This window comes from Shewanella algae, assembly GCF_009183365.2.
GTDB classification, from domain to species: domain Bacteria; phylum Pseudomonadota; class Gammaproteobacteria; order Enterobacterales; family Shewanellaceae; genus Shewanella; species Shewanella algae.
Genome location: NZ_CP068230.1, coordinates 4,590,769 through 4,603,269, shown reverse-complemented (window position 1 = coordinate 4,603,269; position 12,501 = coordinate 4,590,769). Strand labels below are relative to the sequence as shown.

Here is a 12,501-nt window from a genome sequence, read left to right as displayed (position 1 = left end):
GCCGGCACTAGCTGGCTTTCATCTTATTCTACGGTCGTGTTTCTGTTTTTGAGATTGGCCTTCAACAGGGCGATGAGTTGATTGCAGGCTTCAGTCTGGCTCTCCGGATTGAGATAGAGAGATTCATTGAACACGGGCAAGGGAGGGAGATCATGCTCTATGGGATCGAGGATCTGCATCTTGTCGTTGATCCTGAATTCGGCAATCGGAGCTATGCTCAAATCATTTTCAACCGCCATGCACAAGGCTTGGGGAGAGGGGGTGGAAAGCAGCACATTGATGGGCCGCATCGACAGTTGGTGGTTGGCAAACACCTGAGCTCTGATGGGGCAGTTTTCCGGGTAAAGTGCCATGGGAATCGTTTCCCGTTTATGGGCACTGCCGTTCTTGGCGGCCACCCAATGAAAACGTCGTTCGAACAGGAGCTCTCCCTGCACCGGAGGCTGCCAATGGGTCGCCACTATCAGGTCGAATTCCCCTTGATGCAACCGCTTATACAGATTGCCGCTGACATCTGTGTCTATGACCAACTCAATACAGGTGAACTCACGGACAAATTCCAGCAGGCAGTTGTCCAGATAATAGGTAATATAATCTGTGGGAACGCCAAGGCGAATCACTTCGCGATTCTGACAGTCTTTCAGCTCATCCAGGGCCTGGGTGTTGAGTTGCATCATCTTATAGGCGTAGTTGAGCAGGGTATTGCCGGATTCGGTCAGTACCACGCCTCGATTGTCTCGGAGCAACAGCGGTTGACCGACACTTTCTTCCAGCTTTTTGATCTGTAAGCTTAATGCCGACGGGGTGCGACAGACTTTTTCTGCAGCCTTGGATAAATTGCCGCATTCGGCCACAGCAATAAAACTCTCGAGCAATTCTATTTTTAACATTGGCTATTGGCGTGACTCATAATGGTATCAGTATTACTCAATATCGCAGTCGCAGAAAGCTTGTTACTATTTTATTGTGAAGTTAGGAGAGTTTGTATTTAAGCTTTGCTCAGGAGTGGCCAATGGGAAAATGGGAACGACGGGGAAACTATTTGGTTGAAGTGGCGCAACGTTGTTTAAGAGGACAGAAGACTTTTGGTTTATGTCGTTCTCATCTTGTTGAAGCCAGCCAAATATCCAAAGGCACTGTATATAATCATTTCACTACAGAGGCCGATCTCATGGTGGCAGTAGCTTGCAGTGAATATGAGTATTGGCTCAAGCAGGCCAAACAGGATGAAATACAATATAAAGACCCTCTGGAAAGGTTTATATTTCATCATTGTCAGCGGCTCTACGAAGTCTTGTCGACAAATAAATTTGTCATTGAGCGGATAATGCCGAATCAAGCTCTGTTGTTGTTGGCGACCGAGTTTTATCGGCATGGCTGTGAAAGACGTTTCGATGAATATATGCAGTGGAATGCCAAGACCATTTCCGCAGTGGGAGAGGTGCCTGGATTCGATCGGGTCGAGCTGGTGATGAGTTATCTGCGTGGTGCCATGATCAATACCGACGATGCCTGCAAGGCCCACGACGACCAGCAGCTCTATTACCAGTTCAGTTATGCGCTGATCCATCTGATGGGGCACTCAGATAAGCGCAGCCCCACCAAGCAACAGTTTGCCGCCTGGCTAAGCCGCCAACCCAGTCTGGAGTTCGAGCCTGAAGGTCTCAGGCGTGTGGTAAATGGATGACGACCTCAAGCCCACCTTGGACGCGATTGCTTGCCTGGATATTGCCGCCGTGGGCTTGCACTGCGGCATCGGCAATGGCCAATCCCAGCCCCCAACCGCCACTCTCTCTTTCCCTGGCTGAATGCGGTCGATAGAAAGGCTTGAAAATAGCCTCCAACTCAGACTCCTCAATACCCGGGCCGTCGTCAGTAATGCTTATCTCTACCCATGGCCCCTTGGCCTCGGCGCAGATATTTACCTGGGTACGGCAGTAGCGGATGGCGTTGCGCAGCAGGTTTTCAATCGCCCGCGACAGCGGTCTTGGGTAGATGGGCAGCTCCAGCTCTTCCGGTATCAGGATGCTGAGTTCCTTTTGCTGCTGTTCGGCTTCAAATTCGGCATCGTCCAGTACCTGGCTCAGTGATTCGGCCAACCCCACATTGAGCTTGTTGTCCTGTGCCTTGAGCTTCACCCGGGAAAGCTCCAGCAGCTCGGCAATCATTTTTTCCAGTTGGTCGGCCTCATAGGCGATACGTTCGGCTTCATCTCCGGCCATCCCCTTCTTGCGCGCCAGAGCCAGCGCCAATTGCAGCCTGGTCAACGGAGTTCGCAGCTCATGGGAGATGTCGCTTATCAGTCGCTGCTGATTATTGACCATGGTTTCGATGGCGGCCGCCATGCTGTTGAAGGCCTGAGCCAGTTCGCCGATTTCGTCGTGACGTCCGGCCGTGGCATCGTCGACCCGACTGTTCAATTGCCCCAGCGCCAGGGCGTTAGCGCTCTGTTTCAACGAACGTAGCGGCTTGCCCAGGTGCCAGGCCAACAAACCACAGAGCAACCCTGAAAGCAGAATCGCCAGCGACAATGTCAGTAACTTGTGTTCAATAAAGAAAAAGAACCAGGGCATGGGGTGGTGATCCGGCAACCGGCCATAAAGGGCATAGGGGGTGCCGTTAACCTTAAAATCGAACGGGCCGAATATCAGTTCATCGCGAAACTGGTGTGAAATGGGTGCGTTGGCTTCCTCTGCCATCAACATAAAGCGGCGCATGCCTTTGGACACTCTGTGAGTGTTGATTATCTGTCCCTGCTCATTGACCAGATAGATGCGAATTGGCTTGCCTTCCATGCTGCGTCTGCGCTCCCAATGGTGCAGAAAGCGGCCATTCAACTTGGCCGGTTCCTGTTGCAGCTCATCGGCGACCTGAGACAAGACCTCCCGCAGTTTTGGCGGCATTGGGGCTCTGTCATGGTTTTGCTGCAGCAGCGGCAGCATGCCAACAGCAAGAATGATCAGGCTGCTGCAGAGCCAAAAGCCCAGCAGCAGTTTGATAAAGAGGCGATTGGGCAGGGAAAATGACTTCATCAAGGGATCCAGATATAGCCTTTGCCACGTATGGTCTTGACCCTGGGACGACCGTCGCTGCGTTCCGGCAGTTTCTTGCGCAGGTTGGAAAGGTGCATGTCCAGACTGCGATCAAAGGGCATCAACTTTTTGCCCAGCACGGTTTCACTCAGCTCGTCTTTACCTATCAGTTCTCCGGCCTGATTGGCCAGGGTATAGAGCAGGCTGAACTCAGTGCCGGTCAGCAGCAATAACTGTTCATTGCAATAGGCTTCCTGACGGGCAGAGTCCAGGCTGAGATCGCCTATGGTTTGAATACCGCTCTGGGGAATGTCCTGCGGGGTGATATTGGCGCGGCGTATGATGGCGCGGATCCTGGCTACCAGTTCCCTGTCATTGAAAGGCTTGGGCAGATAGTCGTCTGCGCCTATCTCCAGGCCAACCACTCTGTCTATCTCATCACCGCGGGCGGTAAGCATAAGCACAGGGGTTTGTTTCTTGCCACGCAGTTCCCTGAGCACTTCGAAGCCATTGAGCTTGGGCAGCATCACATCCAGCAGGATCAGGTCGTAATCATTGGCAATCGCCAGTTCCAGGCCGCTCTGACCATCATGGGCCAGTGTCAGCTCAAAGCCTTCCAGCTCCAGTAATTGCCCCAAGAGTTCGGCCAGGCCCAGGTCATCGTCTATCAATAAAATTCGGCTCATTTATACGCCTCACACAATTTCTCTCTGCCGAGTATACCCGCTTTTGAGTCAACTGCGGTTTAGCTGTGTAAGTCTGGGTAAAGATACGGATCTTCAACCAGGATAACCAAGCTTTACAGTGCTTTACTCAGTTTGAACCCACACTTACACATAGAGGACTAGACTGGAAGACGTCAAATACTTCCCGACCGAGAACGAGGATACTCTTATGAAGACTTCAATCAAAGCAAGCTTGCTGGCCCTGATTGCCGGCACCACTCTGATGGCTGGCGCGGCACAAGCCGGTGACGGCTACGGCGATTGCCCACACCGTGACGGCGACCGTGGTTATCATCACATGAAGGGCGAGCGCGGCTATCACCATATGAAAGGCGGCAAGGGCCATTTCGGCATGTTTGGCCTACGAGGTCTGGATCTGACCGACGCCCAGAAAACAGAGATTAAGGCGTTGATGGACCAGCACAGAAGCAGCATGTCACGTCCTGACAAGGAAACCCGTGCAGCGCACAGAGCCGAAATGCAGGCACTGATGACCTCAGGCAACTTCGATGAAGCCAAGGCCAAAGAGATTATCGAGCAGCGTCAGCAGGTGCGTGAACAACACATGCTGGAGCGGATGAAGCTGCACAACCAGATCTATAACCTGCTGACTCCGGAACAACAAGCCAAGTTCAAGGAGCGTATGGATAGACGTGGTGAGCGCCCTGAGCCTATCCAGGATTAAATCTGCTACTATGGGCTCAGTGACTCCCGACCGCTGAGCCCTTGAATGACAACGACTTCCCGCTACGAGTTTTGGGTTAAATTGGCGAGCCGCGCCGCAGTGGCGACCGCGATTACCCTGATCCTGATAAAACTGGCCGCCTGGCTCTGGTCCGGGTCGGCCAGTATGCTGGCCTCTCTGACCGACTCCTTTGCCGATGCCCTGGCTTCCATAGTCAACTTTATTGCCATTCGCTATGCCTTGGTGCCTGCCGATCAGGAGCACAGGTATGGTCACGGTAAGGCTGAGCCGCTGGCGTCTTTAGCCCAATCGGCCTTTATTATGGGGACGGCATTCCTGCTGCTGTTTCACGGCGGCGAGCGCCTGGTTAATCCCATGCCTTTGACCCATGCCACTTTGGGCGTTGTGGTGTCCATTATTGCCATAGTGCTGACCTTGGCCTTGGTCATGCTGCAGAAACGGGCGCTGGCGGCCACCAAGAGTACAGTGGTCGAGGCCGATGCCCTGCACTATAAGTCAGATCTGTTTCTCAACGGTGCCGTGCTGTTGGCGCTGGTTTTGGCGCAATACGGCTGGTGGTGGGCCGATGGTCTGTTTGCGGTATTGATCGCCCTTTACATAGGTCAACAAGCCTGGTCGCTGGGGTATCGCTCGATTCAGGCCTTGCTCGACCGGGAGCTTGATGATGAAACCCGGCTGCGTATTCGGCAATTGGCCGAGCAGGATACTCAAGTGCGTGGCATTCATGACTTGCGTACCCGTCAGGCGGGCAAGACCACCTTTATTCAACTGCATCTGGAGCTGGACAAAGACCTGAGCCTGCAACAGGCCCATGCCATAGCTGTGGCCACAGGCGAGCGGATCCGCGCCGACTTTGACCATGCCGAGGTGATCATTCACCAGGATCCTGTGTAGCGGGCGGCCATGGCACATTAGGGTTTCTGGCTGAACGCCTGCTGACAAAAAGGGTTTAATTTTGCAGCAATATTGTTGCAACTGTTTGTTTCTATTAATATCACTGCGACTTTCAATCGCTAAAAGGATTTATCAATGAAACAAGCAGCAGCACTGGCTTTCGTGGTCTCTATGGCGGCCGCACCTTTGGCTCAGGCTCAGGACGACTCAGGTTTTTATGTAGGCGGCCAGATTGGCCAGGGAAAGCTTGAGCTCAAGGATAGTAACTTCAGCGAGTCCGGAGTAGGCTTCGGCGCTTACGGTGGTTACCGGTTCAACTCCTGGTTTGCCCTCGAGGCCAACCTCTTGGTAGCAGACAACCTGGATAGCGACAATCTGGATATCCTCAGCGGTTACACCAGCATAGCGCCCAAGTTTACCTGGCAGCTTAATGACACCTTTTCCCTCTATGCCAAGGCGGGTATTGCCCGCGGATTGGTGCGTGTCGATAACGGTTACTGGGAAGAGGATTTTGACGGCTATGGTTGGCTTTATGGTTTGGGGCTGGACGCCGCTCTGACAGAGAGCCTGCATCTGCGTCTGGGTTATGAAATGCTCAAGGTAGAGCTGGATTCTGAATTCAATTATGGCGCCCGCGATCTGGACACAGACATGTCCAACCTGGCGTTGGGGCTACACTGGCAGTTTTGATATCGCTGCTCAGTTAAAAAAGGATGCCATTTGGCATCCTTTTTTATTGCGGGAAGGTTCCCGACGCAGGGGTCAGTCCATTGCCAGCTCTTTAAGCTTGCGGGTCAGGGTATTGCGGCCCCATCCAAGGCGTTTGGCGGCTTCCTGTTTGTGGCCCTGGGTATGCTCCAGCGCGGTTTCCAGCAAGATGCGCTCAAACGCGGGTTGGATTTCGGTCAGCAGATCGCTCTCGCCCTGTGACAGGCGCATATCCAGCCACAATTTCAGGGCGTTTTGCCAATCCTGGGACGGGCCGGCACTGCCTTGAGGTGCCTTGGGCTCCTTGAACAGCTCAGGCGGCAGATCCTGAGGGATAATTTCCTGGCCCGAGGCCATCACGGTCAACCAGCGGCAGGTATTTTCCAACTGACGCACGTTGCCGGGCCAGGGCAGTTGCTGCAGCTTGGCGGCGGTTTCCGGGGTGAGTATTTTGGCCTCTACCCCAATCTCTTTGGCGGCACTGGCCAGGAAATGGCGTGCCAACTGCGGAATATCTTCCCGCCGCTGTGATAGCGGTGGCAGATGGATTCGAATCACGTTCAGGCGGTGGAACAAGTCTTCCCGAAAGCCCCCCTTGAGTACCAGTTGTTCCAGGTCCTGGTGGGTTGCGGCAATGATCCTGACATCGACCTGCACCGGAGAGTGGCCACCGACCCGATAGAATTGGCCATCGGCCAGCACCCGCAACAGCCGGGTCTGTACGTCCAGCGGCATATCGCCTATCTCATCGAGAAACAGGGTGCCGCCATTGGCCTGTTCAAACCGGCCCTGACGCACATTGGCGGCGCCGGTGAAGGCGCCTTTCTCATGGCCGAACAGCTCGGATTCGATCAGCTCCTTGGGGATAGCCGCCATATTGAGGGCGATAAAGGGTTTGTCTTTGCGTGGACTGTGTTTGTGCAGCGCCCCGGCAACCAACTCTTTACCCGTACCTGACTGACCGTTGATCAGCACACTGATAGATGAGCGCGACAAACGGCCTATGGCGCGAAACACCTCCTGCATCGCGGGGGCTTCGCCTATGATCTCCGGTGCCTTGACCTGCGGCTCGGCTGCCGCAGGTGCCTGCTCTGTGGCATGGTTGAGCGCCCGCTCTACCAGGGCAATCGCCTCATCTATGTCGAAGGGTTTGGGCAGATACTCGAATGCCCCGGCCTGATAGGCGCTGACGGCACTGTCGAGATCTGAATGGGCCGTCATTATGATCACCGGGATATGGGGATAATGTAGGCCGATACGCTCCAGCAGGGTGAGGCCATCGGTCCCCGGCATGCGGATATCCGAGACTATGACTCTGGGCTGGGAGATTTCCAGCGCCTGCCACAGTGACTCGGCGGCGGCAAAGCTGGCGCAGCTGAGTTTGGCGCCTTGCAGTGCCCGTTCCAGCACCCAACGAATTGAACTGTCATCATCGAGGATCCAAACCTGTTCACTCATATTGTTTCCTCTCTTGTTAGCCGCTGTGGTTGTTGATCGGCAATGTCAGGCTGAACTCTGTGTGTCCCGGGGCCGAATCGCAGTCGATACGGCCGCCGTGGAGCCTGGCAATATTGTGGGCGATGGATAGCCCCAGGCCGTTGCCGTCCTTGCGGCCTGTGACCATGGGGTAAAACAGGGTATCCACCAGTTCCGGGGCAATACCCGGGCCGTTGTCTATGATTGACAGCACCAGCACCAACTTGTGTCTCTGGTTGCCTATGGTGACCTGATGGGCGGTGCGGGTGCGGATCATGATATCGCCGCCCTGATGCTCCAAGGCTTGTACTGCATTTTGCACTATGTTGAGGATTGCCTGTTGCAGTTGATCTTCATCCATAGGCAAGTCCGGAATCGAGGGGTCGTAATCCTGGCGCAGATGTATCTGTTGCGGCAGGGTCACACTCACCAGACTGATCACCTTTTGCAGCACCAGATGGATATTCTGCAGCTTGTGCTGCGATGGTTTCTGCGGCCCCAGCAATCGGTCGACCAGGGCGCGCAACCTGTCGGCCTGCTCTATGATGAGTGTGGTGAACTCCTTGAGCTGCGGCTCGCTAAGCTCGCGGGACAAGAGCTGCGCCGCGCCGCGCAGTCCACCCAGCGGGTTTTTAATCTCATGGGCCAGATTGCGCACCAGATATTGAGCCGCCTGCTGCTGGGCATCCAGGGTCAACTGCTGGTGAATGCGCCGCTGCTGATCCACCTGTCTGAGTTCCAACAGGCTCAAGGGTTTGAGCTGTTCTCCCTGCTCCAGAGGGATCAGTGTCATATCCACAGTGTGATGCTGGCCATCCAGGCTGATGAGCTGAGCGGTATTGACCGTTAACCCCTGACGTTCCAGCACCGCGCTTTGCAGCACTCTGGGTTCAACTCCTATGGCATGCAGATGCTCTGTCAGTACCTGCTCCTGCAACCTGTGGCTGGAGACGCCCAGCAACTGCTCGGCAGCGGCGTTGGCATAGCTGGGAAGCAGGTCACTGTCGATGACCAGAACGGCAGTTGCCAGATGATTGAGCAGGATATTTGTGTCCATTGAGTTTCCCATAGCAGGATTGCACCATAATGGTGCACCAATTCGGTGCAGGCCGCAAGCCAACAACTCTGTGGACTAACTCGAAAAGCAAAGTAGCTAATTTATTGAAATAACGTTAGTTACTTGGCTTTGGGCCTTTCCCGGGTGCCGGGAAGGCGGGTTGCATCAGTCCGGCTTGGTGCAGAAAAATGGTTATGGGACTACTGGATGCAAGGACTTTGCCGTTTTGTTGCACTGCCTTGAGTTGCAGCGTGTGTTCGCCGCGGTCGATATCCTTGAGCTGGAAGAGATTGCTGCGCTGAGCGTCGCTGGAGGAGATGCCGTCTATGTAGAGTTGCAGAAAATGACCCGAAGCCAGCTCCGGCTCTACCTCTACCTGAACCTGAAAATCACCGGCGTTATCGCGAATGGTTTCCTCATGCTGTGGTGAAAGTATCTTCAACCCATAGCCGACCTGTTCTACTTCTATGGGATCGGGCAGAGGTTTAGGCGTTTCCAGGCTTATTTGATTCTGGGTCTTGTCGGTGAATTCCACTGCCTGGGCTTGGGGGTTGGGCTCATCGCTGTAATGCACCTTGCCATCTTTATCGACCCACTTATAGACAGTCGCCTGGGCAACCAGCGACAGCAATGCCAGGCTGATTATCATCAGAGTACGCATAAAGACTTCCCTTGTTATGCAGTTGTGAACTTGCTTCAGATTAGCCTGTTTATTGGCAAAAATCACTGCCTTTAAAGGCTGGCCTGAAAAACCTGTCGGCTCAGCTCAAGGTCGACCCGGCCGTCCTCTCCCAGTTGGGTCAGCCCCTGGCGTTCAAGGTTCTCCAGCAGCGGCGCTATGGCCTCATGGCCTATGCCATAGTCACTGAGGTGAGTCTGGAGCCCCATGGATTCGAAGAACTGCCGGGTCAGCTCTATGGCTGCATCTATGCGTTGCTCCTCGCTGCCGTCGCTGAGTTGCCAAACCCGCTCGGCATACTGCAGCAGCTTGGCGTGTTTGGCGGCCTTTCTCAGGCGCAGCATAGTCGGCAGCAGTATGGCGAGGGTCACGGCATGATCCAGGCCGTGGCGCACCGTCAGTTCGTGACCCAGTTTATGGGTCGACCAGTCTTGCGGAACACCTGTGCCGATCAGGCCGTTGAGCGCCATGGTAGCGCTAAACATGATATTGGCGCGCACCCGATAGTTTTCGGGCTCTGCCAGCGCCTTGGGGCCTTCCTCTATCAGAGTGAGCAGCAGGCCTTCGGCAAACCTGTCCTGCACCTTGGCGTCGACCGGGTAAGTCAGGTACTGCTCGGTCACGTGCACAAAGGCATCCACCACACCGTTGGCAATCTGTGGTTGCGGTAGGCTGAAACTCAGTTGTGGCGCCAGTACAGAGAAGCGGGGAAACACCGAGGGATGACGAAAGGAGCGCTTGAGGCCAAGAGCGCTATTGCTGATCACCGCGCAGTTATTCATCTCTGAACCGGTGGCCGGCAGGGTCAGCACAGTACCGAGCGGTAGAGCTTGGTCAATGTGGCGACCGTCGGTTTCCAGTATCTCCCAGGGCTCTCCCTGATAGGGTGCTGCGGCGGCAATAAACTTGCCCGCATCTATGATGGAACCGCCGCCGATGGCGAGAATAAAGTCCAGCTTTTGTTGCCTTATCTGCTCTACTGCCTGCAATAGCTGGTGGTAGTCGGGGTTGGGGCTAATGCCGCCGAACTCGGCGCAGATGCGTTTACCCAATACCTGGCTGACCTGGGCCAGGGTGCCATTGCGCTTGGCGCTTTGGCCGCCGTAGAGCAAGAGCACTCTGGCGTCATTGGGCACCAGAGTGTCCAGCTGCTCCAGGCTGCTGCGGCCAAAGAGTAGGCGGGTTGGATTGTAGAATTCAAAATCGTACATCTTGGACTCCTGTCAGCCGTGAGTGTTGCCGCTCAGGGCGTAGGGACGTTGCCAGTCGAGCCAGGCATAGAGATGGGCGATATCCTGCATAACCCAAGCGGGAATCGCTTCAGCTTGTCTTGCTGACTGTTGCGTAGTCTCATCTGTTGAATTGGGCGCTGGCCCGGACTCGGATTGGTGCATCTCTGTTGCCAAGAAGCGCTGACGAAACAGCTGGGGCCAGGCCGCCAGCTGTTGCTCCGCCAGATGCAGCGGCTGCTTTTGCTGCTGGCGTGCCACCAACACCAGGGTGCAGTGCAGCGTCAGCCCAAGCCAGAGAAAACTCTGCCAGTCCTGCAGCTCCCGCTGGCCCGTGTTGGGCTCGAGCTTCAAAAAGCCGACTTCTTGGCCCAGTTGTCTCAGCGCCGCATGGGCTTGCCAACGCAGGGCATTATCGGCTTTACCTGTATTGATACTGGCAAGCCAAGCCCGCTCCAGCTCGATAAAGTGGCATACATAGCTGTCGAGCCAGCGCCGGGTCCAGCTGGGAATAAACAGATGCATCGCCAGAAATGCCATTAAAGCGCCGGTGAAGGTGTCCAGCGCCCGGTAGAAGGCGATATAGGGATCGCTCGGCAGTAGCAGGGTGATGGCAAACACCATCAGCATGGTGAGCCAGAACACATGAATCTCATATCTGGCCTTGTAGAAGGTGGCAAAGGCCAGAAAGGCACTCAGGCAGGTGGCCGGTAATAACCAGCTACCGGCCCCCAGAAACCAGATAAGCCCCAGTGCCAACACAGAACCGAGCACAGTGCCATAGAAGCGGCTCCAGATCCTGGCCTGCAACTGCCCGAGCGGCGCTACCATCAGCACTATGTAGGCGGTGAGCGTCACCCAATAACCCTGCGGCAGTTGCAGCAGTTCTACCACGGCCTGACAACACAGCAGAGTGAACAGAATTCTCAGGCCGTGATGCCATTCCCGCGAGTGTTTCACCAAGGCCTTGCGCCATTGACTGCGAACGCTTTGGGCATCGGAAGGCCAGATAAGCCCCAGGCGCTCGCGCCAGTCGGCTGCCAGCGGTCTTTGGGGATCCAGCGCCAAGGCCAAGCGGTTGGCGGCATCCAACAGCAGAGGTTGCGGCTTGTCTCCCAAGGGCAGTGGCGTCGGCTCTGTGCCTTGGTCCCTATGGGTCTTGAGTTCGCTGGCAAAATTGGCCAAATACTGCTGCAGCGCCGGGCTGGCGGCATCATTTTGTTGCAGCCTGCCTATGCTCTCCAGGGTTTCTATCAGGATAAGATTCGACTCCAGTTGCCGGGCGATGCGTTGCACCTCGGCTTTATCCGGCATTTCCAGCAGCCAATGGGCCAGCACGGCAATAGCATCATCGAGTTGCTCCCGCAAGGCCAGACGCTGGCCGACATTGGCGGCGTCCGAGTGGCTGAGTATATTGCACCAGAAACCGAATTTGCGCTGCACGCTGGCCAGCAGCTGTTCGCCCTGACGTATCGCCATCCAGGGCCCGGCGATGACGGCGCTGATGACAGCCAACCAGCTGCCGAACAGGCTGGAGAGCAACAACATCTTCCAGTCGGTACCCGACTCCAGCAGATGCAGGCCGCAGATCAGGCAAAAGCCGGCGTTGTAGGTCAGCAGCTGAATGTACTTTCTTTGGTTGGAACTGAGGCCATATAACAGGCCTATGGCGCCGAGTACGCTGATCCCTAGCCAAGGGTGGATCAGGCTCAGCAAGGCCAGGGCACTGCTGATACAGCACAGAAGTGCCGACTTGCTCAACAGCCCGGCACGTTTGGGATAAGCCAGGTTGCGGCCCTGGACGCCGACCAGCCAGGCACAGATTAGGGCGTTGACGCCGCTGGCACTGTCGCCGAGAAACGAAAACAGCAACAGGCCCGCCATCATGGGCAGCCCTATGCGTAAGCCTTCGGGAAGATCGGCACGATCAGGTAGCCATTGCAGCAGGCGCTGGAATAGATTGGATAGATTCACTTTATGTTGCTTAGACAGCAG

12 protein-coding genes are annotated in these 12,501 nt (G+C 55.4%); 4 read left to right on the top strand and 8 right to left on the bottom strand.

Going from position 1 to position 12,501, the window contains the following annotated elements; genetic code table 11:
- Positions 1-23: 23 nt before the first annotated feature.
- A complete protein-coding gene (locus E1N14_RS20500) occupies positions 24-890 on the bottom strand; it encodes a LysR family transcriptional regulator (protein ID WP_025010766.1) in 867 nt (288 codons plus the stop codon).
- A 122-nt stretch (positions 891-1,012) separates the two neighbouring features.
- On the opposite strand from E1N14_RS20500, the gene E1N14_RS20495 reads away from it, so the two are divergent.
- Complete coding sequence (locus E1N14_RS20495) at positions 1,013-1,687, top strand: TetR/AcrR family transcriptional regulator (protein ID WP_025010767.1); 675 nt, start codon at positions 1,013-1,015, stop codon at positions 1,685-1,687.
- On the opposite strand, the gene E1N14_RS20490 is transcribed toward E1N14_RS20495, so the two are convergent.
- Both E1N14_RS20490 and E1N14_RS20485 read right to left on the bottom strand, forming a co-directional pair.
- Positions 1,665-3,032, bottom strand: coding sequence for an ATP-binding protein (locus E1N14_RS20490; RefSeq protein ID WP_037437078.1), 1,368 nt, complete (start codon positions 3,030-3,032; stop codon positions 1,665-1,667). The genes E1N14_RS20495 and E1N14_RS20490 overlap by 23 nt on opposite strands.
- Entirely contained in the window at positions 3,032-3,718 is a 687-nt protein-coding gene (locus E1N14_RS20485; protein WP_025010769.1) for a response regulator, read from the bottom strand. Before E1N14_RS20485 ends, E1N14_RS20490 begins: the two co-directional genes overlap by 1 nt.
- A 208-nt stretch (positions 3,719-3,926) precedes the next feature.
- Between E1N14_RS20485 and E1N14_RS20480 the strand changes: the two genes are divergently transcribed.
- The 3 genes from E1N14_RS20480 to E1N14_RS20470 all read left to right on the top strand — a co-directional run bounded on the left by E1N14_RS20480 (position 3,927) and on the right by E1N14_RS20470 (position 6,047).
- Positions 3,927-4,442: a Spy/CpxP family protein refolding chaperone gene (locus tag E1N14_RS20480; RefSeq protein ID WP_025010770.1), complete on the top strand. Its 516-nt coding sequence runs from the start codon at positions 3,927-3,929 to the stop codon at positions 4,440-4,442.
- Between the two features lie 45 nt (positions 4,443-4,487).
- A complete protein-coding gene (gene fieF, locus E1N14_RS20475; RefSeq protein ID WP_025010771.1) occupies positions 4,488-5,357 on the top strand; it encodes a cation efflux pump FieF in 870 nt (289 codons plus the stop codon).
- Between the two features lie 135 nt (positions 5,358-5,492).
- A complete protein-coding gene (locus E1N14_RS20470; protein WP_062793401.1) occupies positions 5,493-6,047 on the top strand; it encodes a porin family protein in 555 nt (184 codons plus the stop codon).
- A gap of 72 nt (positions 6,048-6,119) precedes the next feature.
- On the opposite strand, the gene glnG is transcribed toward E1N14_RS20470, so the two are convergent.
- The 5 genes from glnG to E1N14_RS20445 all read right to left on the bottom strand — a co-directional run bounded on the left by glnG (position 6,120) and on the right by E1N14_RS20445 (position 12,480).
- On the bottom strand, positions 6,120-7,523 hold the full coding sequence (gene glnG, locus E1N14_RS20465; RefSeq protein WP_044735433.1) for a nitrogen regulation protein NR(I): 1,404 nt from the start codon (positions 7,521-7,523) through the stop codon (positions 6,120-6,122).
- A gap of 16 nt (positions 7,524-7,539) precedes the next feature.
- Positions 7,540-8,598, bottom strand: coding sequence for a nitrogen regulation protein NR(II) (glnL, locus tag E1N14_RS20460; protein WP_025010772.1), 1,059 nt, complete (start codon positions 8,596-8,598; stop codon positions 7,540-7,542).
- Positions 8,599-8,713: 115 nt separating this feature from the next.
- On the bottom strand, positions 8,714-9,259 hold the full coding sequence (locus tag E1N14_RS20455; RefSeq protein ID WP_025010773.1) for a DUF4124 domain-containing protein: 546 nt from the start codon (positions 9,257-9,259) through the stop codon (positions 8,714-8,716).
- 71 nt (positions 9,260-9,330) lie between these two features.
- Positions 9,331-10,488, bottom strand: a complete 1,158-nt coding sequence (locus E1N14_RS20450) for an iron-containing alcohol dehydrogenase (RefSeq protein WP_025010774.1) — start codon at positions 10,486-10,488, stop codon at positions 9,331-9,333.
- A gap of 12 nt (positions 10,489-10,500) precedes the next feature.
- Positions 10,501-12,480: an FUSC family protein gene (locus E1N14_RS20445; protein WP_062793400.1), complete on the bottom strand. Its 1,980-nt coding sequence runs from the start codon at positions 12,478-12,480 to the stop codon at positions 10,501-10,503.
- Positions 12,481-12,501 lie beyond the last annotated feature (21 nt).

Coding starts and splice junctions, on each gene's coding strand:
- E1N14_RS20500 (WP_025010766.1), bottom strand. CDS start 890: ATGTTAAAAATAGAATTGCTCGAGAGTTTTATTGCTGTGGCCGAATGC.
- E1N14_RS20495 (WP_025010767.1), top strand. CDS start 1,013: ATGGGAAAATGGGAACGACGGGGAAACTATTTGGTTGAAGTGGCGCAA.
- E1N14_RS20490 (WP_037437078.1), bottom strand. CDS start 3,032: ATGAAGTCATTTTCCCTGCCCAATCGCCTCTTTATCAAACTGCTGCTG.
- E1N14_RS20485 (WP_025010769.1), bottom strand. CDS start 3,718: ATGAGCCGAATTTTATTGATAGACGATGACCTGGGCCTGGCCGAACTC.
- E1N14_RS20480 (WP_025010770.1), top strand. CDS start 3,927: ATGAAGACTTCAATCAAAGCAAGCTTGCTGGCCCTGATTGCCGGCACC.
- fieF (WP_025010771.1), top strand. CDS start 4,488: ATGACAACGACTTCCCGCTACGAGTTTTGGGTTAAATTGGCGAGCCGC.
- E1N14_RS20470 (WP_062793401.1), top strand. CDS start 5,493: ATGAAACAAGCAGCAGCACTGGCTTTCGTGGTCTCTATGGCGGCCGCA.
- glnG (WP_044735433.1), bottom strand. CDS start 7,523: ATGAGTGAACAGGTTTGGATCCTCGATGATGACAGTTCAATTCGTTGG.
- glnL (WP_025010772.1), bottom strand. CDS start 8,598: ATGGACACAAATATCCTGCTCAATCATCTGGCAACTGCCGTTCTGGTC.
- E1N14_RS20455 (WP_025010773.1), bottom strand. CDS start 9,259: ATGCGTACTCTGATGATAATCAGCCTGGCATTGCTGTCGCTGGTTGCC.
- E1N14_RS20450 (WP_025010774.1), bottom strand. CDS start 10,488: ATGTACGATTTTGAATTCTACAATCCAACCCGCCTACTCTTTGGCCGC.